The sequence below is a fragment of the Nocardiopsis sp. iso_25 genome, assembly GCF_056173305.1.
Map to the genome: position 1 here is coordinate 2,666,349 of NZ_CM149667.1, position 20,173 is coordinate 2,686,521.

Sequence of the window (20,173 nt, forward strand, 5' to 3'; positions counted from 1 at the left end):
CGGGGCCTGACCCAGGGCGTGTTCGGCGCACACACACCCTGCTGCGCGACGGGCGGCATCCACCGGACACGCCCTAGGGGATCGACCGGATGTGCGCTCCGGCGCCGGATGGGAGACTGGACCCATGCCTGAGAACTTGACGTGGATGACCGGTCTGGTCCTGGGAGGCGGACTCACCCTCGCGGGACTGGTGATCTCCTTCTTCGTGTGGCGCGCCAAGGGCGCCGCCTCGGGTCTGCGGGGCGTGGCGTGGTCGCTGCTGCCGCTGGCCGCCGGTCTGATCGGGCTGATGAACGCCGTCTGGCAGTTCGCCATGAACATCTTCGGCATCCTGGTCGGCCTGCTGTTCAACCCGGCGGTGTGGGCCGGTGTGGCCCTGGCGGGCCTGGCGGTAATGCTCTACGTCGTCTCGGGCGTCATGCGCGCCCGTGACGTGGGCACCCGCCCCGGCAGGGCCAAGGAGCCGAAGGCCACTGGCGGGGCGGGCGGCGGGGCCAAGCCCGGCGCCGCCGCGCCCGGTGCGGCCACCGCGGCCCCGGGCGCCAAGGGGAAGGTGGGCCCGGCCCCCAAGGCCGGGGGCGCCGACGACCTCTCCGACCTGGGCGACATCGAGGAACTGCTGCGCAAGCGCGGCATCGAGTGACCGACGCGGGCACGGCCCGCACATCCCCGTGACGACGGTTCCGCAGGCGCGGGGCCGTCGTTCTCGCGTACGCCGTGACCGTCACCGTACGTGTTCGTGACGGGGTCCCGGTACGCCCGTGACCGTCGCTCTTCGCTTCCACGCGGACACGCTGAGACGTATAGCACTTGCCATAGCGTGCCACTTCGGGGGTCGAACCGGTGCATATTCGGACGTATCGTGGGCGCGGCGGTGGAGGACGTCGCCGCAGCTCGCGACCGGTCATCGGATGAATGCGAACTCTGTAGCCTTTTGTTGTTATATAGGCCTTTTAACGTTGTTTGTCACGATTTAGATACATGATCGGATATTGGACGTTGTGCGTTCAGATCGCGAGTAAGTTGGTCGCTGTGTAACAGCCCGGGCGCAACGGTCCCGGTGTGTCCAAATCCTCAGGTGATGTGGCGCACCCTGCGGGCCGGGTCTGCGGAGGCGGGTCATCCGCCCTCCCCGCCGACACGCAAGCCCACGCCAGCCAGCGTCGAGAACCGGCCGGCCCCACCGTGCGCGAACCGCAGGTCACCCCTCCTTGCGGTCGCGCGCGTGGGTTCTGTCCCGTTCCCCTCGGCCAGAAGCGTATGAGTGGAGAGTGGTGGCCTGATGAGCGCGCCCTCGCATGCCCCCGATTCGGCGGAGCAGGCGGAGCAGAACGACGCCGTGAACGTCGCTGCGCAGGCCCACGAGGTCCGCGGAGACTCCGACAACCGGTCCCTGCGCCAGATCGCCTGGCAGCGGCTGCGCAAGGACAAGGTCGCGATGGTCTCCGGCGTGGTCGTGGTCCTGCTCATCCTCGCCGCGATCTTCGCGCCCCTCCTGGCCAAGTGGTTCGGGCACCCGCCCACCCAGTTCCACCAGGACCTGATCGAGCCCAACACCGGGTTCCCGCTGAGGGATCCGTCCCTTCCGCCCCCCACCGACGGCAGCATCCCCAGCGCCAACCTCGACCCGTGGGGCGGGATCAGCTCCGACCACCTGCTGGGCGTGGAGCCCAAGACCGGCCGCGACCTGTTCAGCCGCATCGTCTACGGCGCCCAGATCTCCCTGCTGGTGGCCTTCCTGTCCACGCTCCTGTGCGTGTTCATCGGCACCGTCCTCGGCATCATCGCCGGGTACAAGGGCGGCTGGGTCGACACCCTCATCAGCCGGGCCATGGACGTCTTCCTGGCCTTCCCGCTGATGCTCTTCGCCATCGCGCTCGTGGGCGTCATCCCCGACGGCGTCCTGGGCCTGAGCGGCAACGGCCTGCGCATCGGCGTCATCGTCTTCATCATCGGCTTCTTCAACTGGCCCTACATCGCCCGCATCGTCCGGGGGCAGACGCTCTCGCTGCGCGAGCGGGAGTTCGTGGAGGCCGCCAGGAGCCTGGGCGCCAGCAACCGGCACATCCTCTTCAAGGAGATCCTGCCCAACCTGGTCACGCCGATCATCGTCTACTCGACCCTGCTCATCCCCACGAACATCCTGTTCGAGGCGGCCCTGAGCTTCCTGGGCGTCGGCATCAACCCGCCCACGCCGAGCTGGGGCAAGATGCTCTCCGACGCGGTGCCGCTGTACGAGAACGCGCCCTACTTCGTCATCTTCCCGGGTCTGGCCATCTTCATCACCGTCCTGGCGTTCAACCTGTTCGGCGACGGGCTGCGCGACGCCTTCGACCCCAAGACCTCCGACTGACCCACGGTCGGTGGAGGCTGACCCGCCCGGCCTCCGCAAGGCAGGGATCCGACGACAGGTTGATCCCATCATCACCATCAGGTTCGCATGAGAGGCAGTTCCTTGAGGAAACGCACCCTCGGCTTCGTCGCGCTCGGCGCGGCGGCGTCCATCCTCCTTTCGGCTTGCGGCGGCGGTGGCTCCGCCGGCGGTGGCTCCGCGTCCGACGCCGAGTTCAACCAGGGGGCGACCGAGGTCGTCAACCCGTCCGACCAGACCGGCGGCACCCTGCGCTACGCCATCGCCACGGACTTCGACTCCACCGACCCGGGCGACACCTACTACGGGTTCAGCTGGAACTTCACCCGCTACTACGCCCGTACGCTGCTGGCCTTCACCCCGGCGCCGGCCGAGGAGTCCACCGAGCTGACCACGGACATGGCCGCGGGCATGCCCGAGCCCAACGAGGACTTCACCGAGTGGACCGTCAAGATCCAGGAGGGCCTCAAGTACGAGGACGGCTCCGAGATCACGGCGCAGGACATCAAGTACGCCATCGCGCGCTCGAACTACAACGGCGGTGAGCTGCCCAACGGTCCGCGCTACTTCGAGGCGCACCTGGACCAGGAGCCCTTCAACGTCTACGAGGTCGACAACCCGCTGGAGACCTTCACCGCGGTCGAGACCCCGGACGACCACACCCTGGTCTTCCACCTCAAGGACTCCTTCTCGGAGTTCCCCTACGTGCTGACCCAGCCGCAGACCGCCCCGGTGCCCATGGAGGCCGACCGCGGCGCGCTGTACAAGGAGAAGGTCCTCTCCTCGGGCCCGTACAAGTTCGAGGGCAACTACGAGCCCGGCGTCCAGCTCAACCTGGTCCGCAACGAGAACTGGGACGCCGAGACCGACCCGATCCGCCCGGCCCTGCCGGACGAGGTCACCGTCCAGATCGGTGTCGACCAGGACGAGATCGACCAGCGCCTGGTCAACGGCGACCTCGACGTCGACCTGGCCGGCGTCGGCGTCGGCCCGGCGATGAAGGGCACGCTGCTCACCGACGAGGACGTCCAGGCCAACCTGGACAACCCGTACTCCGGCGCGCTGCGCTACGTCAACATCCACACCCCGGTCATCGAGGACGTGGCCTGCCGCCAGGCGATCATGTACGCGGCCGACCGGGACAGCCTGCACCGCGCCTGGGGCGGCGCGACCGGCGGCGACATCGCCACCAACGTGCTCCCGCCGACCATCCCGGGCTCGAACCCGGAGTCGGACCTGTACCCCTCCGAGGACAACAAGGGCGACCTTGAGTCGGCCGAGGCCAAGCTGGAGGAGTGCGGCGAGGCCGAGGGCTTCAGCACCACCATCGCGGTCCGCGACGGCCGTCCCAACGACATCGCCACCGCGGAGTCCCTCCAGGAGTCCCTCAAGCGCGTGGGCATCCAGGTCGACATCCAGACCTTCCCGGCCGAGGACTTCTTCGCCCAGTACGCGGGCTCGCAGGACTACGTCCGTGAGAACAACATCGGTATGAGCGTCTCCGGCTGGAGCCCCGACTGGGCCACCGGCTACGGCTTCGCCTCCAAGATCACCGACGGCGACGCCATCCAGGCCACGGGCAACTACAACACCTCCGAGCTCGACGACCCGGAGATCAACGGCCTGTGGGACGAGGCGCTGGCCACCGAGGACCCGGAGGAGCGCGCTGCCATCTACGAGCAGATCGACACCCTGGTCATGGAGCAGGCGGCCATCCTGCCGGTCGTCTTCGACCGCGCGCTGTACTACCGCTCGGACGAGCTGACCAACGTCTACCACACGTCCGCGTACGCGATGTACGACTTCATGGCCCTGGGCGTGGACCGGGGTTAGCGCTCCGACCGGCCTGAACTAGTACGAGAAGGCAGGTGATGGCGGCGGGGGTGCCACGGCCCCGTGGGTACCCCCGCCGCCGACCGCGATGCTGAACTATATTCTCCGCCGCCTCGGTGCGGGACTGCTGCTGCTCGCCGTCGTCACGGCGGTGACCTTCTGGATCTTCTACGTCCTGCCCCGCTGGGCGGGCGTGACCCCGCGCGGTATGGCCGCGTTGTACGTGGGCAAGGCCCCCACGCCCGAGGCGCTCGACGCCACGGTGGCGCGCCTGGGCCTGGACCAGCCCATCGCCGTGCAGTTCCTGGACTTCGTCAAGGGCCTGGTCCTCGGCTCCGAGTACACCTTCGGCCGGGAGACGATCGAGTGCGCGGCGCCCTGCCTGGGCTACTCCTTCACCACCAACAGCCCCGTGCTGCCCCAGCTGCTCGACCGCCTGCCGGTCACCGCCTCGCTGGCCCTGGGCGCGGCCGTCATCTGGATCATCGGCGGCGTGGCCGTCGGCGTCCTGTCCGCGGTCAAGAAGGGCAGCATCTTCGACCGCATCGCCATGAGCACCGCCCTGGTGGGCGTGTCCATGCCGATCTACTTCACCGGTCTGCTCGCCCTGGCGTTCCTCGTGCACCAGTGGGAGCTGTTCCCGGTCTCGCGCTACGTCCCCCTCACCGAGGACCCGGTCGGCTGGTTCCAGGTGATGTTCCTGCCCTGGGTCACCCTGGCCTTCCTGCACGCGGCGCAGTACGCGCGCCAGACGCGCGCGGGCATGCTGGAGGTCCTGGGCGAGGACTACATCCGCACCGCCCGCGCCAAGGGGCTGAGCGAGCGCCGCGTGATCTTCAAGCACGCGCTGCGCCCGACGCTGACCCCCATCGTGACCATCTTCGGCCTGGACGTCGGTCTGGTCCTGGGCGGCGCCATCCTCACGGAGAAGGTCTTCTCCCTGAACGGCATCGGCGCCTACGCCATCGACGCGATCATCGGCAAGGACCTGCCCGTGGTGCTCGGCGTGACCCTGATGGGCGCTGTCTTCATCGTCGTCTGCAACCTGATCGTCGACCTGCTCTACCCGGTCGTCGACCCGCGCGTGCGCATCGCCGCCTGACGGCCGACAGCGTTGAACAGAGCAGCTCTAACGAAGGAAAGTGACATGGCCTCGACCGACCCCGTCGTCCGCGTGGACGACCTGCGGGTGACGTTCCCGACCATGGACGGCGACGTTCACGCGGTGAAAGGGCTGTCCTTCGAGGTGCCCGCGGGCGGTGCCCTGGGCATTGTGGGCGAGTCGGGCTCGGGCAAGAGCGTGACCTCGCTGGCCCTCATGGGCCTGCACCGGGGCAGCAAGGCGAAGATCACCGGCTCCATCGAGGTCGCGGGCCAGGACGTGGTCAGCGCCTCGGACAAGAAGCTGCGGCGGATGCGCGGCAACGACATCGCCATGGTCTTCCAGGACCCGATGCAGTCGCTGCACCCGCAGTACACGATCGGCAACCAGCTGATCGAGGCCTACCGCATCCACCGGCCCAAGGCCACCAAGGCCGAGGCGCACGCCCGCGCGGTGGAGTCGCTGGACCGGGTGGGCATCCCCCAGCCCGACAAGCGGATCAACTCCTACCCGCACGAGTTCTCCGGCGGCATGCGCCAGCGCGTGGTCATCGCCATGGGGCTGATGTGCGAGCCCAAGGTGCTGCTGGCCGACGAGCCCACCACCGCCCTGGACGTGACGGTGCAGGCCCAGGTCCTGGACCTGCTGGACGAGCTGCGCCGCGACCTGGGCATGGGCCTGATCCTGGTCTCGCACGACCTGGCGGTGGTGGCGGGTTCGGTGGACGAGGTCGTGGTCATGCGCCGCGGCGTCGCGGTCGAGCGCGGCGACGTGCGCAAGGTCCTCTCCGAGCCCGAGCACCCCTACACCCAGGGGCTCCTGGCCGCCGTGCCGCGCGTGGAGGTCTCCCGCGCCCAGCGGCGCGCCCAGGACCGGGCCGACCGCGTCGAGCGCGACAAGCGCGAGGGCAGGGTCACCGAGCCGGGCCAGTTCGCGGCCTTCACCCCCTCCGCCGGCGGCGAGGGCTCCTCCGAGGAGACCCCGCTCCTGCGGGTGGAGGACGTGGCGCAGCGGTTCAAGGTGCGCGGCGGCACCTGGGGCAAGGCCACGGACTTCTGGGCGGTCAAGGGGGTCTCCTTCGACCTGCACCGCGGTGAGACCCTGGGCATCGTGGGCGAGTCGGGGTCGGGCAAGTCGACGCTGTCGCGGATGGTGATGCGTCTGCTGGAGCCCACGCGGGGCCGGGTGGAGTTCGAGGGCCGCGACATCACCCACATGCCCGAGCGGGCTTTGCGTCCGCTGCGCCGGGACGTGCAGATGGTGTTCCAGAACCCCTATTCCTCGCTCAACCCGCGGGTGACCGTGGGGGACGCGATCGGGACCGCGTTGCGGGTGCAGGGGGAGAGGGACGGCAAGAAGGTGCGCCGTCAGGTGCAGGAGCTGTTGGAGCGGGTGGGGTTGGAGCCCAACCACTACAACCGGTTCCCGCACGCGTTCTCGGGTGGTCAGCGTCAGCGGATCGCGATCGCGCGGGCGCTGATCCTCAAGCCGAAGCTGATCATCTGTGATGAGCCGGTGTCGGCGTTGGACGTGTCCACGCAGGACCAGGTGTTGCGGTTGTTGTCGGAGTTGCAGGACGACTTCGGGTTGACCTACATCTTCGTGGCCCACGATCTGGCGGTGGTGCGTCAGGTGAGCGACCGGGTCGCGGTGATGCGTGCGGGTGAGGTGGTGGAGATGGGGGACAGCGACGCGGTGTACGAGAACCCCGCCAGCGACTACACCCGCCAGCTGCTGACGGCCGCTCCGGTCCTGGACCCCGACGAGGCCCGCCGCCTGCGCGCCGGGCGCGTGGAGAAGCGCGCCGAGGGCAAGGCCGTCGCCTGACGGCCCCGAGGGACCCTGTGGGTCTGACGGATCGGTAGCCGACCGGCAGAACCACCCAGCGCCGGTGCCGCCGCGGAACCCCGCGGCGGCACCGGCGTTTCGCGTGCGAAGGGGCCGACACCTCTACCGTGATCTCGTGACACACCGGCAACGGTTCCGGCCGGTCCGCTAGGCCGAGGGCACGCGTTCGGTCGCCGCCGCGGCGAACATGAGGGCCAGCTCCCGGGCGTACTCCTCGTGCTCCTCGACCGGTATGCGCCGCAGTCGGCCCGGGACCGCGTTCAGGGCCGCGAAGAGGGTGTCGGTGAACACCTCCGGGTCGAAGGCGCGGAACTCCCCGTGGCTCTGCCCCTCGGTGAGGAAGCCGACCAGTTCGGCGCGTCCGGAGTCCTGGCTCCGGGCGATCCACTCGCGGACGGAGGCGGGCACGTCCGCGCCGCCGATCTCCTGGCGCACCGCCATCTCCCGGGGGTGGCGGGAGCAGTGCATGACGTGGCCGGTGACGATGCGCGTCAGGGCGTCCTCGAACCCCGCGAGCGGCTCGGGACCGCCCTCCATCGCCCGGTCCAGACGGGCGTTGACGTACTCCAGCACCTGCCGGAGCAGCCGCTCCTTCGTCCTGAAGTGGTAAGTGATCAGGCCGGGGCTGACCGAGGCACGCGCGGCGATGCGCACGAAGGACGCCCGGGCGTACCCCTCCTCGGCGATGGTCTCGACCGCCGCCCGCACGATCTGTCCGCGGCGTGCCTCCTCGATGAATGAGCGCCGGGCCTCCCCGTCCCCACTGTCGACTGTTTGCATGTACAGAATCCTATATGCTCAACTAGGAAGGAGTTGACCACCACGGAGGACGCGTCGGAGAGCGGGTCGGGGGCGATGCCGCCACCGCTTCGGCCCCGGCCGCCGAGAGGGAGAGGACTTCCCCCATGACCGACACCCGCCGACCGCCGTCCGTGGTCCGTGAGCACGGGGCCACCCACGTGCTGCTGTGGACCCTCTTCCCCCTGCTCGGCGCCGGGCTCGGCTGGGTGCTGTCCCGGGTTCCGGGCTGGCTCGCCCTCCTGCCGGAGTGGGTCCACCAGCTCCCGCTGGTCCCGGGCCAGGAGCAGGTCGCCCTTCTGGCCCGCCTGGACGGGCCGGTCCTCACGACCGTCCTGGTGGTCCTCGGTGTCCTCGCCGGCGGCTTCGTCGCGCTCGCCTCCTACGACGACATGGTCACCGTCGAGGCGGACGGGGGCGGGGTGCGCGTCATCCGGTCCGGCCGGAACGCGGAGTTCGCCCGCGAGCGGGTGGGGGCGGTCTTCGTCGACGGCCGGGACCTGGTCCTGCTGGACGCGGACACCGCCGAACTCGCCCGCGAGCGCACCGGCCACGGCGCCGACCGGCTCCGCGCCGCGTTCGAGGAGCAGGGCTACCCCTGGCGCGACGGCGACCCGTACGCGGACCGGTTCCGGCGCTGGGTCGACGGGATGCCGGGCCTGGAGCAGCACGCCCAGGCGGTCCTGCGGGCCCGCCGTGAGGCGCTGAGGTCGAAGGACGCCGACGACAGCGCCGAGTTGCGCGCCGAACTCGCCGCTCTCGGCGTGGTCGTGCGGGACGAGGGCGACCGCCAGTACTGGCGTCCGGTCCGCGGCGGTTCCGGCGGCTGAGCGCCCTCGGGCGGGGGTCGTCCACAGGGGAGAGATGACCTGGCCGGATCGGGAATGAAAACGGTTATCATTGACTTGTAACGCGTGGGAACCCTGAGGAGGCATCCATGGCACGCAACGAGATCCGGCCGATCATCAAGCTCAAGTCCACCGCGGGGACGGGCTTCACCTACGTCACCCGCAAGAACAGGCGCAACACGCCCGACCGGCTCACCCTGAAGAAGTACGACCCGCGGGTGCGCCGCCACGTCGAGTTCCGCGAGGAGCGCTGAGCCGGGCTGCGCCCCGGCCGCCCGTTCCCGCGAGGCCGATGCCCCGGCGAACCGGCGCCCCGACCGGCGGCGGTGCCGCCGATCCCGACGGGCGCAGTCCCGTCGCGCGCCGCCGAGCAGGCTGACCGCCGCACCCAACGACCACCCCAAGGGGGCACACATGAAGCAGGGAATCCACCCCGACTACCACCCGGTCGTCTTCCGCGACCGCGCGGCCGACTTCTCCTTCCTCACCAGGTCCACCGCCACCAGCGACAAGACCATCGAGTGGAGCGACGGCCGCACCTACCCGCTGATCGACGTCGAGATCTCCAGCGCCAGCCACCCCTTCTACACGGGCAACGCCCGCGTGGTGGACACGGCGGGCCGCGTGGAGCGCTTCCAGCGCCGCTACCAGCGCAGGGGCTGACCGACACGAACGCGAGGCGGGGCCCGGTGCCCCGCCCCCGACCACCCGAGAAGAAGGCAGAGGCCCATGGCCGTACCCAAGCGCAGGATGTCGCGGTCCAACACCCGCACACGCCGTTCCCAGTGGAAGGCCGCCACCCCCGACCTGGTGCGCGTCCACATCCGCGGCCGCGAGCACCTCGTGCCGCGCAACCTCGTCCGCGCCTACGAGCGCGGGCTGCTCGCGCCGCCCGAGTAGAGGCCCGGCACGGCCCGCCGGGCCCCGTGCGCCCGGTCCGGCCGCGACACCGGGTCCAGGCGCCGCTGACGCTGCCGCGTGTCCGCCCGCGCCGCCGCGCGCCGGGGCCCTCTCCCACCCGGCGCGCGGCGGCGTGGGCACCGCCACCGAGCTTCTCTGCCGGGCAGCCGGGCGGGTCGGCCGAGCGCCGTAGGGTGGTGGGCATGCCAGCCCGAACGCCTCCCACCGCGCCCGGCGGCGACGCCCCGGGGCTGCGCGCCGACGCCCTGCACAACCGCCACCGCATCGTCGAGGCCGCCCGCGCGGCCTTCGCCGAACGCGGGATCGACGTGCCGATGTCGGCCGTCGCCCGCCGCGCCGGAGTGGGGGTCGCCACCCTCTACCGCCGCTTCCCCACCCGCGAGTCCCTGGTCGCCGAGGTGTTCGCCGACCAGTTGACGGCCTGCACCTCCCTGGTGGACGACGGCCTCGCCGACCCCGACCCCTGGCGGGGCTTCTGCTCGGTGGTCGAGCGGGTGTGCGCGATGCAGGCCGCCGACCGCGGCTTCACCGGCGCGTTCCTCGCCGCCTTCCCCAGGGCGATCCCCTTCGAGGAGAAGCGCGACCGCGCCGAACGCGGCATCACCGAACTCATCCGCAGGGCCAAGGCGGCCGGGCGGCTGCGCCCCGACTTCGCGGTCGCGGACCTCACGCTGCTGTTCCTGGCCAACTGCGGGGCCGCCTCCGGGCCGCCCGAGGCGGCCGCCGCCTCCTCGCGGCGCCTGGTGGCCTACCTCCTCCAGTCCTTCGAGAACACGGAACGGCGCCGACCCCTGCCCACCGCCCCCGAGATCGGACTGGGCCAGATCCCCGACCTGTTCACGGGCTGAGCGCGGACGGTCCCGCGAAACGCACCGCCCCTGGTCCCCGGCCCCCGCGGAGTCGGGCAGTCTTGGGAGTGTGACAACGCGAACCGACGAGATCCCCCCGCCGGACCCACGGACGCCGCGAGCCCCGCGCAGGCCCGTCGACCTCCTCACGGGAGCACTCGGCCTGATCGCGGTGGCGGCGATCATGATCGCCGTCCGCATGGCCACCGACGGTGTGGAGGGGGCCGACCCCGACCGGCTCCGCGCGCTGCTGCCCTCCGGCCTGCTCCTGCTCGTCGCCGCGGGCGCCAACCTCCTGCTGATCGTCCTCGTCAGCTACGTCGTCCTGCGCACGCTGTTCACCGGACGGCGGCGCTCCCTGGTCCGGCCGGTCGCCGCCGGGATCGCCGCCTACACGCTCGCCTCGCTGATCAACGCCACCCTCTTCGCGCTGATCGGTCCGGAGCGGTTCCCCGACGCCCTCGCCCCCGACGACGTGTTCACCAGCGCCACCCTCGGCTACGTGGCCGCCGTCCTGGCCTTCATCCGCACCATGCCCACCGGTCTGCCGCGGGTCCGCTCGGTCCTGTGGGCGGGCAACACCGCCGTCGCGGTCTGCGCCCTGCTGGCCGGGGTGACCAGCTTCCTCGCCCTCCTCCTGACCGTCCTGGTCGGCCTCACCTGCGCCGCCCTGGTCCGGTACGCGCTGGGGGAGAGGCCGCCGCCGCAGACCGACAACGGCCTGGACGCCGAGCTGCGCCGGTTCGGGCTGGCCGCCACCGGCGTCTCCCGCGCGGAGGACGACGAGGAGGGCAACCCGCGCCACCTGGCCGAACTCGACGACGGCCGCCGGGTGGAGCTGGTCGTGCTCAGCTCCGAGAACACCGCCGGGTTCTGGCGGCGCCTGCGCGACCTGCTGTTCCTGCGCGGCCCCGTGGCCCCCCGGATGCTCTACGGCGTCCGCCGCCGCGCCGAGCACGCCGCGCTGATGAGCTTCTCCGCCCGGCAGGCGGGGGCCGCCGTCCCCCGCGTCCTGGCCGTCGGCGAACTCGGTCCCGGCACCGTCCTGCTGGTCCGCGAGCTGCCCGCCTTCCGCGCGCTGGACGCACTCGGCGACGAGGAGCTCACCGACGGGCTGACCGACCTGTGCTGGCGCGAACTGGGGCTGCTGCACCGGCACCGGCTCGTCCACGGCAACGTCAACGGCGCCACGGTCGGTGTCCTGGACCATCCTCCGGGCGCGGCTGACCTCTCCGCCGCAGAGGGCACACCCACCTCAACAGACGGCTCCGTTCCCGAGGACTCCTCGGAACCGGCAGACGCCGCCGCTCCGGCAGACGCCTCCGAAACCGCGGCCCCGCCGGTCCCGGCGGACTCCCGTGAGTCGGCGGTCCTGCTCACCGGCCTGGACCGCGGCGGCGTGGCCGCCCCCCAGCTCCAGGTCTGCCTGGACCAGGCCGCCATGCTCACCCTGCTGGCCATGCGGGTGGGGACCGGGCGCGCCGTGGACTCGGCGGTGCGCGCGCTGGGTGTGACCGCCACGGCCGCGGTCCTGCCCTTCCTCCAACCCGCCGGGCTGCCCTACGCGCTGCGCAGGGGGCTGCGCGGGGACCGCGGGCTGCTGGCGCGGCTGCGCGAGCGCGTGGCGCGCATCGCCCCTGAGGCGCCCTCCGAACCCGCCCGCCTGGAGCGCATGCGTCCGCGCACCGTGGTCAGCGTCATCGTCGCCACCGTCGTCGGCCTGGTGCTGCTGTACCAGCTCACCGGCGTGGACTTCACCGCCATCGGCCGGGCCGACCCGGTGTGGACGCTGGCCGCGCTCGCCGCGTCGGTGGTGTGCACGCTCTCCGCCGCGATGATCCTCATCGGCTTCGTGCCCGTGCCGCTGCCGTGGTGGCGCACCGTCATGGTCCAGTACGCGGGGTCGTTCGTGCGCATCGCCGCCCCCGCCGGGTTGGGGTCGCTCGCGATCAACACCCGGTTCGTCACCAGGGAGGGCGTCTCCACCTCCCTGGCCCTGTCCGCGGTGGGACTGACCCAGCTGGTCGGGTTCCTGGTGCACGTGCCGCTGCTGCTGGTGTGCGCCTACCTCACCGGCACCTCGTACTGGACCGGGTTCACGCCCTCGCCGACCGTCGTCGTGATCAGCGTCGCCGGGACGGCCGTGGTGGGGGTGGTCCTGCTGCTGCCCCGGCTGCGACACGCCCTCGGCGCCCGGATCCGGCCCTACCTGCGCGGGGTGCTGCCGCGGCTGCTGGACATGCTCCAGAGCCCGTCCAGCCTGCTGCTGGGCTTCGGCGGAACGCTGCTGATCACCGCGGCGTTCGTGCTGTGCCTGCAGTTCTCGGTCCTGGCCTTCGCCGACCCGGGCGCCCGGGTGAGCCTGGTGGCGGTCGCGGTGGTGTTCCTGGCGGGCAACGCGATCGGCTCGGCCGCGCCCACGCCCGGAGGCCTGGGCGCGGTGGAGGCGGCCCTGATCGGCGGTCTGACCACGGTGGCGGGCGTCCCCGCCGCCGTCGCGCTGCCCGCCGTGCTGCTGTTCCGCGTGCTGACCTTCTGGCTGCCGGTCCTGCCGGGCTGGGGGGCCTTCTCCTACCTCCAGCGCCGCGAGGCCATCTGAGCGGGCCCGCGCCTCAGGAGACGCCGGAGCGGGCGGGCACGAGCTTTCCGCTCCCCCAGGCGGCCAGACCGGTGACGGCGCCGACGGCCGCGCCGGTGAACAGGCTGCTCACCACCGCGAAGCCGCGGACGACGACCGCGTGCGCGAGGGGCGGCAGGCCGCTGAGGTTGCCGCCGAGCGTCGGGGGGTCCCCCTCCCAGGCGGTGTTCCACAGCAGCTGGTGCCCCAGGGCGAGGAGGACGCCGTAGAGCAGTCCGACCACCAGCAGCGTCGGGAGCGGGTTCGGGACCCGGGCCAGGACGGCCACCGCCACCCATACGAGCGGGGGGACGAACACGAACAGGGCGTTGACGAGGGTTCCCTCCTGGATGACGCCGAGGTCGTGCAGGACCACGCGGGGCGCCGCGAGCAGGGCCAGCAGGGCCATGGCGGTCCAGGACAGGCCGAGGGCGGGAGGTCTGTGTTCGGTCATGGCCACGACCCTAGGGAGAGCACCGCGCCGCCGCGTCCGCGTTCGGTATCGACCGTGTACGCCCGTGGTCGCTCTCCGGGACCGCGCTCCGTCGTTAACCGGTTGAGCCCGCCCCGCCGGGTACGCACAATGGCCGGGTGACCACGAGGAGGCGGGAAACCGTGCGCGACTTCGACGACCTGGTGGAGGAGGCCGAGCGGCGGCCGACCTCCGGGTGGGACTTCCGGTTCCTGGACGGCAGGCTGGTCGAGGGCCCGCTGCCCTGGTCCTACGAGGAGCGTGCCCGGCGGCTCGTGCGCGCCGCGCGGGAGCCCGTGCTGGACCTGGGCACCGGGGGCGGCGAGTTCCTCTCCTCGCTGGCGCCGCTGCCGCCCGGCTCCCGGGCCACCGAGGGGTGGCCGCCGAACGTGCCCGTCGCCCGACGCAGGCTCGCGGCCCTGGCGGTGGACGTGGTGGAGCCGGGCCCCGACGGGAGCCTGCCCCTGCCCTCCGGGGGGTTCGGCGCGGTCCTCGACCGCCACGAGGCCTACGACCCCGCCGAGGTCCGCCGGGTCCTGGCCCCCGGCGGTGTCTTTCTCACCCAGCAGGTCGGCGGAGACGACGGGTACGAACTCAGCGCCCTCCTGGAGGGGCCGCCCCCGGACCGGAACGCGGACTGGGACCTCGACGCCGCGGTCGCCGGCCTGGAGGGGGCGGGCCTGGCCGTCACCCGCGCCCGCCGGGCCCGGCCCCTGCGCCGCTTCCACGACGTGGGCGCGCTCGTGTCCTACCTGCGCATGGTGCCGTGGCAGGTGCCGGGCTTCGACGCGCGCGCCCACCGCGGGCCACTGCTGCGGCTGCACCGGGACATGGCGCGGGGGACCCCGCTCACGTGCACGGTGCACCGCTTCCTCGTCGAGGCGTGCGGGCGCTGACCGCGCCGCGTACCGGCGCTCACTCGCCCATGGTGATCGCCTCGGCCTCGGCCCGCGCGGACTCGGGACCGTCGTCCACCCTGCGCAGCGCTCCGCGGCCCAGGAGCACGATCCCCGCGGCCAGCGCCACCGACCCCGCCGCCGCGTACATCGGCGCGCCGGGGGACAGGGCCGCGGCGAGCGCGGAGGCGGCCGGGGGAGCGGCGGCGCCCCCGAGGAAGCGCACCGCCGAGTAGGACGAGGACGCCACCGAACGCGGCAGGTCGCTGGCCTCCATCACGCACTCGGTCAGCACCGTGTTGAGCACGCCCAGCAGCAGGCCGCCCAGCACGATGGCGGTGATGAGTCCCGCCGTGGAGGAGATGAGCGCGCCCGCGGCCACCAGGTCCGCGGCCAGCAGGAGCAGGGTCGTCCACAGCACCCGCGTGCGCGGCCACCGGCGGGTGAGCACCGGCGCCACGAGGACCGAGGTCACGGCGACCGCCAGGCCCCAGCCGAAGAAGGTGAACCCCAGGCCCATCTCGTCCAGCCCCAGCGGGAAGGGCGTGTAGGCCAGCAGGGCGAAGAAGCCGATGTTGTAGAACAGCGCGGCCAGGGCCAGCACCAGGATGCCCGGGACGCGCAGCGCCGCGAACGGGGCCGACAGCGGCACCGGCGCGGTCCGCTCCGTGGCCTCGCTCCTGAGCAGGACGGCGATCGCGACGAACCCGACCGCCATCAGCGCGGCGGTACCGAAGAAGGGGCCGCGCCAGCTGACGCTGCCGAGCAGTCCGCCCAGGAGCGGGCCCGTGGCGATGCCCAGGCCCAGCGCCGCCTCGTAGAGCACGATCGCGGAGGAGGCCCCACCGCTGGCCGCGCCGACGATGGTGGCCAGGGCGGTGGAGATGAAGAACGCGTTGCCCAGCCCCCACCCGGCCCGGAATCCGATGACGGACTCGACGCTGCCGCTGGTCCCGGCCGCGGCGGCGAAGACCACGATCAGCGCCAGGCCGACCAGGAGCGTGCGCTTGGCGCCCAGGCGGCTCGACACCCAGCTGGTGACGAGCATGGCCAGGCCGGTGACCAGCAGGTAGCTGGTGAACAGCAGCGAGGTCTGCGTCTGCGTGGCCTCCAGGCTGCGGGAGATCGCGGGCAGGATCGGGTCGACCAGGCCGATGCCCATGAAGGCGATCACGCAGGCGAACGCCACGGCCCACACGGCGCGCGGCTGCCGGAGGATGGACCCCTCCGGCGCGTGTCCCTGGTCCGCGCCTCCGGGCGGTGCTGTACGCGGGGTTTCGGTCTTCGCCACCATGTTCTCGCTGCTCCCTGTCGTCGCCGATGGTGGGGAGGACGGCGGCCGGTACGGTCGGGGCCCTCATTCGCATAGGAAACCTATGTTAATCCCCGTGCACTCCCACCGGGCACGCGACGGCCGAGAGGGCGGGGAGACGCCGGTCACCGCGGCCGCGGCGGGCGCGCGGGCGGCGCGCGGCGGAGCTGAGGGTGCGACCGGGTTCTGGGGTCGGAACCGGCCGCTCAGGCCCCGCCGCGGCGCAGCCGCTCGTCCAACAGCCGCACCGAGTCCGACAGCAGCTCCCGCTCGTGCTCGGACAGGTCGCAGAACAGCGGCGTCAGCGCGTCGCCGATCCGGTGCCGCCAGTCCTCCAGCGCCGCCGCGCCCGCCATGGTCAGCTCGTGCAGCTGGGCCCGCCGGTCGTCGGGGTCTGGGTGGCGCGCCACGTACCCCGAGGAGAGCAGCGACTCCACGATCACCGTCATGGTGGGCTGCCTGACCCGGCAGTGCTCGGCCAGGACGCCCAGCCGCAGGGGCCCCTTCTCCTGGAGCACGCTCAGCGCGCGCCACGTCGCCGGGGACGTGCGCTCGCCGGTCTCGTGCGCGGCGTAGCGCCCGATCCGCTGGCTGATGTTGAGGAGGCGGACCAGGAGGTGGGCGACCTCGGGGCCCCGGCCGTCCCCGGCGTCCGCGTTCGCGGCGGGCTCGTCGTCGTGGTGCACGCCGCCAGGCTAGGGCATCTCCGGCTGGCGTGCCCCGCCGTGCGCCGGGAGACGTTCCCCCGCGGCGCGGTACGCCGCGGGGGAACCACCGGTCACGGGCGCCCGCGGGCCCGCGCCGCGGGATCGTGCGGGGTGCCCCCGCGGCCGCCGTGGCCGGCCGTCCCGGTCCCGGGGGCCTGGGGTGACCGGGCCCTGTCGACACCCCCGGACGCGCCGTGCCCTCTCCCGCGGCTCACAGGCCGTGGCGGCCTTCGCCCGTCACCAGCTCGCTCACCCGCGCCTCGGACCCGGCCGAGAAGGCGTCCCGGTGGGCGGCGACCGCCCGGCGGGTGTCCTCGTCGACCAGGTCGGCGTTGATCTGGGCGCCGGCGGCGGCGCCCGAGGCCGCCGAGGCGCCGACCTGCGCGCTCAGGTCGGTGACGTTGCCCGCGGCCCACACCCCGGGCACGTCGGTGCGGCCGCGTTCGTCGGTGGGGACGTACTCGCCGACCCCCATCGGGTGCTCCCGGGTGCTCAGGCCGAGCGCCTCCAGGAAGGAGGCGCGCGCCACCATCCGCGTTCCGACGGCCACCACCTCCCGGTCGACCACCGTGCCGTCCTCCAGCCTCAGCCCCGTGATCCGGCCGTCGGCGGTCTCCAGGGAGGCCACCGGCCCCTCCACCACGCGGATGCCGCGGGCGGCCAGCTTCTCGGCGTCCTCCTCGCCCGGCGAGGGCATGGTGTGGGTGAACAGCGTGACGTCCTCGCTCCACTGGCGGAACAACAGCGTCTGGTGCACCGCCATCGGCCCGCTGGCCAGCACACCGATGGCCCGGTCGCGCACCTCCCAGCCGTGGCAGTACGGGCAGTGCACCACGCCCGCGCCCCACTGCTCACGCACGCCCGCCACGTCCGGCAGTTCGTCCACCAGTCCGGTGGTCACCAGGACCCGGCGCGCCCGCACGCCGCGGCCGTCGGCCAGTTCCACCCGGAACCCGTCGCCGTCGCGGGTCACGGCCGTGACCTCCCCTGTGCTCACGTGGCCGCCGTAGCCGCGCACCTCCGCCCGGCCCCGCTCCAACAGCTCTGCCGGGGACACGCCCTCCCGGGCCAGCAGTCCGTGCACGCCCGAGGCGGGCGCGTTGCGCGGGGTCCCCGAGTCGACCACCGCCACCGAGCGCCGCGCCCGGGCCAGCATGAGGGCGCCGTTCAGTCCGGCGGCGCCACCGCCGACCACCACCGCGTCGTAGCCGTTCTCCAACTGATCGTTCACCGCGATCACCTCCATGCCCCCACCATGCGACTCCCCCACCGGTTCGCGCAATATTCGTTGCCGTTATGGCAAAATGGCGGAATGGAACACGACCTCGACCAGGCGCTCGACGCGGTCGGACCCCGGCTGCGCGCGCTGCGCAAGCAGAAGGAGACCACGCTCTCCGACCTGTCGGCGGCGACCGGCATCTCGGTGAGCACCCTGTCCCGGCTGGAGTCCGGTTCCCGCCGCCCCACCCTCGAACTGCTGTTCCCGCTGGCCAGGGCGTACGGAGTCACCCTCGACGAACTCGTGGACGCGCCGCCCACCGGAGACCCGCGCATCCACCTGCGGCCGGTCACCCGCCACGGCATGACCATGCTGCCGCTGACCCGCCGTCCCGGCGGCATCCAGGCGTACAAGCTGGTGATCCCGGGCAGCGACCGTCCCGTCGAACCCGACCCGCAGACCCACGAGGGCTACGAGTGGCTCTACGTCCTCAACGGGCGGCTGCGGGTCGTGCTGGGCGAGCACGACCTGGTGCTCGCCCCGGGGGAGGCGGCCGAGTTCGACACCCGTGTGCCGCACTGGTTCGGCTCGGCCGACTCCGGTGCGGTCGAGTTCCTCAGCCTGTTCGGCCGACAGGGTGAGCGGGCGCACCTGCGCGCCCGCCCCAGGGTTGAGGGTTCGTCCGACAACGCCGACTCGTGACCGGAAGGGCGCGTCGGCCCGCGTCCGCCGAGGGAACCCCGTGCGCCACACCGTCAACGCTTTCGGCCGGAGCGTCGGCACCCGGGAGCCGCGAAGGAGTCCGCGCCCCTCCCCGGACGGAACCCGGCCCCGCCCGGCTCCGGGGCGCGGGGGTTCAGGAGCCGTGGACGGCCTCCTCGGCGGGGCGGCCGGAGGCGCACACGCTCCGGCACGCCGTGACGACCTCCTCCACGCCGATCGCGTCCAGACCCGGGTCCAGTTCGGCCGAGTGCGGGTCGCCCGTGCGGCCCGTCCACAGGCACACGTGGACGCCCCGGTCCACGCGCGGGCCCCACAGCTGCGGGGAGACCGGCCCGAACAGACGCACCGACGGCGTGCCGTAGGCCGTGGCCAGGTGGCCGACCCCGGTGTCCCCGCACACCACTAGCCGCGCCTCGCCGACCAGCCGCGCCAGCAGGTCCAGGGAGGTGCGCCCGGCCAGCACCGCCCGGCCGCCGAGCCCGGCGGCCTCGGCGACCCGCTCGGCCAGCGCGGTCTCGTTCTGCGAGCCGGTCACCAGCACCCGCAGTCCCGAGGCCGCCAGGTCCTCCGCTACCCGCGCGAAACGCTCCGGGGGCCAGCGCCGCGACCCGGAGGCGGCCCCCGGGTGGACGATCGCGGTGTCCCCCTCGACCACCGCGCCCCGCCCCCGCGACGGGTTCGGCCACCGCAGGTCGTCCGGGTCGGCCGCCACACCGTGCGCGAGCAGCAGGCGGCACCAGATCTCGGTGTCGTGGACCCCCTCGGGCCACTCCGGACCCGGCCACTGCGGGGCGGACGGGTGGCCGTGCGTCCACAGCCGCCCCGGTGTCAGCGCCGCCAGGGCCGCGGTGCTCTGCGGTCCCCGGCCGTGCAGGTTGACCGCCAGGTCCGGGGAGCGCGTGTCGGGCGCGCTCAGTGGCCCGGTGGGCAGGACCTCCCAGTCCAGCCCGGCCAGCGCGACCAGGTGCCGGTACCAGGAGGGGCCCGCCAGGGTGCGGCGCCAGGACGGCAGCGCCCGCTCCAGCGCGCGCAGCGCGGGAACGGCCGTGGCGAAGTCGCCCAGCCCCAGCGCCCGCAGCGCCAGCAGGGACGGCCGTCCGTCCGTGCCGGGGAACCGGCCCCCGTCCGGGCCGCCGCGGCCGGGGTCCGAGTTCCCTCCCACCGGTTCCACCGGTGCCTCAGCGGTTGGGGTCGGCGGCGCTGACGTCGGCCAGCGCCGAGTCCTCGTCCACGGCCCGCGCCAGGTCGCCCATGGACACCACGCCCACGACGCGGTCGCCGTCCACGACGGGGAGGCGGCGCACCGCGCTGGTGCGCATGACGTGCACCGCGTCGGCGATCCCGCTCTGCGGCGGCACGGTGGCCACCTCCGCGCTGCACACGTCGCCGACGCTGCGCTCGCCCGGGTCGCCGCCCTCGGCCACGCAGCGCACCACGATGTCGCGGTCGGTCAGGATGCCCGTGATCTGCTTGTCCCGGGTCACGACGACGTCGCCCACGTCGGAGTCGCGCATGATCTGGGCGGCCTCGCGCAGGGACGTGTCCGGCGAGACCGTGCGGACCGGGCTGCTCATCACCTGGTCGATGGTTCGCACCACCATGGTCCTGCTCCTTTCGTGCCGGTCGTACCTCTCGGTTCTCACCGGTCCCATAGCCCG

Annotated in this window: 20 protein-coding genes; 13 read left to right on the plus strand and 7 right to left on the minus strand. The window is 72.9% G+C overall.

What is annotated here, in order from left to right; translation table 11 throughout:
• Positions 1 to 124: 124 nt before the first annotated feature.
• From AC0VX6_RS11495 to AC0VX6_RS11515, 5 genes are all read left to right on the plus strand, one after another.
• Positions 125 to 643, plus strand: coding sequence for a cellulose synthase (locus AC0VX6_RS11495; RefSeq protein WP_475468539.1), 519 nt, complete (start codon positions 125 to 127; stop codon positions 641 to 643).
• A gap of 639 nt (positions 644 to 1,282) precedes the next feature.
• Positions 1,283 to 2,353: an ABC transporter permease gene (locus tag AC0VX6_RS11500; RefSeq protein ID WP_274977509.1), complete on the plus strand. Its 1,071-nt coding sequence runs from the start codon at positions 1,283 to 1,285 to the stop codon at positions 2,351 to 2,353.
• A gap of 102 nt (positions 2,354 to 2,455) precedes the next feature.
• A complete protein-coding gene (locus AC0VX6_RS11505) occupies positions 2,456 to 4,204 on the plus strand; it encodes an ABC transporter substrate-binding protein (RefSeq protein ID WP_274977510.1) in 1,749 nt (582 codons plus the stop codon).
• Positions 4,205 to 4,292: 88 nt separating this feature from the next.
• Positions 4,293 to 5,306: an ABC transporter permease gene (locus tag AC0VX6_RS11510; protein WP_274977511.1), complete on the plus strand. Its 1,014-nt coding sequence runs from the start codon at positions 4,293 to 4,295 to the stop codon at positions 5,304 to 5,306.
• A gap of 45 nt (positions 5,307 to 5,351) precedes the next feature.
• Positions 5,352 to 7,133, plus strand: a complete 1,782-nt coding sequence (locus AC0VX6_RS11515; RefSeq protein ID WP_475468542.1) for an ABC transporter ATP-binding protein — start codon at positions 5,352 to 5,354, stop codon at positions 7,131 to 7,133.
• Positions 7,134 to 7,301: 168 nt separating this feature from the next.
• Here the strand turns inward: AC0VX6_RS11515 and AC0VX6_RS11520 are convergent, their stop codons facing one another.
• A complete protein-coding gene (locus AC0VX6_RS11520) occupies positions 7,302 to 7,934 on the minus strand; it encodes a TetR/AcrR family transcriptional regulator (protein ID WP_475468543.1) in 633 nt (210 codons plus the stop codon).
• 125 nt (positions 7,935 to 8,059) lie between these two features.
• Between AC0VX6_RS11520 and AC0VX6_RS11525 the strand changes: the two genes are divergently transcribed.
• From AC0VX6_RS11525 to AC0VX6_RS11550, 6 genes are all read left to right on the plus strand, one after another.
• Positions 8,060 to 8,782 carry a YqeB family protein gene (locus AC0VX6_RS11525; RefSeq protein ID WP_475468545.1) on the plus strand — a complete coding sequence of 241 codons (723 nt, stop codon included), beginning with the start codon at positions 8,060 to 8,062 and terminating at the stop codon, positions 8,780 to 8,782.
• Between the two features lie 107 nt (positions 8,783 to 8,889).
• A complete protein-coding gene (rpmG, locus tag AC0VX6_RS11530; RefSeq protein WP_013152592.1) occupies positions 8,890 to 9,054 on the plus strand; it encodes a 50S ribosomal protein L33 in 165 nt (54 codons plus the stop codon).
• 160 nt (positions 9,055 to 9,214) lie between these two features.
• Positions 9,215 to 9,463 (plus strand): type B 50S ribosomal protein L31, encoded by a 249-nt coding sequence (locus AC0VX6_RS11535; protein ID WP_047870211.1) that lies wholly within the window; start codon positions 9,215 to 9,217, stop codon positions 9,461 to 9,463.
• Between the two features lie 66 nt (positions 9,464 to 9,529).
• Positions 9,530 to 9,700: a 50S ribosomal protein L32 gene (rpmF, locus tag AC0VX6_RS11540; protein WP_274977515.1), complete on the plus strand. Its 171-nt coding sequence runs from the start codon at positions 9,530 to 9,532 to the stop codon at positions 9,698 to 9,700.
• A 203-nt stretch (positions 9,701 to 9,903) separates the two neighbouring features.
• The gene (locus tag AC0VX6_RS11545) at positions 9,904 to 10,569 is read left to right on the plus strand and encodes a TetR/AcrR family transcriptional regulator (protein WP_475468547.1); all 666 of its coding nucleotides are present in this window, start codon (positions 9,904 to 9,906) and stop codon (positions 10,567 to 10,569) included.
• Positions 10,570 to 10,753: 184 nt separating this feature from the next.
• Complete coding sequence (locus AC0VX6_RS11550) at positions 10,754 to 13,168, plus strand: flippase-like domain-containing protein (RefSeq protein ID WP_475469315.1); 2,415 nt, start codon at positions 10,754 to 10,756, stop codon at positions 13,166 to 13,168.
• Between the two features lie 13 nt (positions 13,169 to 13,181).
• Here the strand turns inward: AC0VX6_RS11550 and AC0VX6_RS11555 are convergent, their stop codons facing one another.
• Positions 13,182 to 13,640: a hypothetical protein gene (locus AC0VX6_RS11555; RefSeq protein WP_475468548.1), complete on the minus strand. Its 459-nt coding sequence runs from the start codon at positions 13,638 to 13,640 to the stop codon at positions 13,182 to 13,184.
• A 137-nt stretch (positions 13,641 to 13,777) separates the two neighbouring features.
• Here AC0VX6_RS11555 and AC0VX6_RS11560 point away from each other — a divergent pair, with 137 nt between their 5' ends.
• Positions 13,778 to 14,554 carry a class I SAM-dependent methyltransferase gene (locus AC0VX6_RS11560; protein WP_274977518.1) on the plus strand — a complete coding sequence of 259 codons (777 nt, stop codon included), beginning with the start codon at positions 13,778 to 13,780 and terminating at the stop codon, positions 14,552 to 14,554.
• Between the two features lie 19 nt (positions 14,555 to 14,573).
• On the opposite strand, the gene AC0VX6_RS11565 is transcribed toward AC0VX6_RS11560, so the two are convergent.
• The 3 genes from AC0VX6_RS11565 to AC0VX6_RS11575 form a co-directional block, all read right to left on the minus strand.
• A complete protein-coding gene (locus AC0VX6_RS11565; RefSeq protein ID WP_274977519.1) occupies positions 14,574 to 15,848 on the minus strand; it encodes an MFS transporter in 1,275 nt (424 codons plus the stop codon).
• 224 nt (positions 15,849 to 16,072) lie between these two features.
• Positions 16,073 to 16,552, minus strand: a complete 480-nt coding sequence (locus tag AC0VX6_RS11570) for a MarR family winged helix-turn-helix transcriptional regulator (RefSeq protein WP_274977520.1) — start codon at positions 16,550 to 16,552, stop codon at positions 16,073 to 16,075.
• Between the two features lie 232 nt (positions 16,553 to 16,784).
• Positions 16,785 to 17,819: an NAD(P)/FAD-dependent oxidoreductase gene (locus tag AC0VX6_RS11575; protein ID WP_475468550.1), complete on the minus strand. Its 1,035-nt coding sequence runs from the start codon at positions 17,817 to 17,819 to the stop codon at positions 16,785 to 16,787.
• A 66-nt stretch (positions 17,820 to 17,885) separates the two neighbouring features.
• Here AC0VX6_RS11575 and AC0VX6_RS11580 point away from each other — a divergent pair, with 66 nt between their 5' ends.
• On the plus strand, positions 17,886 to 18,494 hold the full coding sequence (locus AC0VX6_RS11580) for a helix-turn-helix domain-containing protein (RefSeq protein ID WP_274977522.1): 609 nt from the start codon (positions 17,886 to 17,888) through the stop codon (positions 18,492 to 18,494).
• A 154-nt stretch (positions 18,495 to 18,648) separates the two neighbouring features.
• Here AC0VX6_RS11580 and AC0VX6_RS11585 read toward each other — a convergent pair whose 3' ends face one another.
• Together AC0VX6_RS11585 and AC0VX6_RS11590 are read right to left on the minus strand one after the other, a co-directional pair.
• Positions 18,649 to 19,686 carry a glycosyltransferase family 9 protein gene (locus AC0VX6_RS11585; RefSeq protein ID WP_475468552.1) on the minus strand — a complete coding sequence of 346 codons (1,038 nt, stop codon included), beginning with the start codon at positions 19,684 to 19,686 and terminating at the stop codon, positions 18,649 to 18,651.
• A 7-nt stretch (positions 19,687 to 19,693) separates the two neighbouring features.
• Complete coding sequence (locus tag AC0VX6_RS11590) at positions 19,694 to 20,116, minus strand: CBS domain-containing protein (protein ID WP_274977524.1); 423 nt, start codon at positions 20,114 to 20,116, stop codon at positions 19,694 to 19,696.
• Positions 20,117 to 20,173 lie beyond the last annotated feature (57 nt).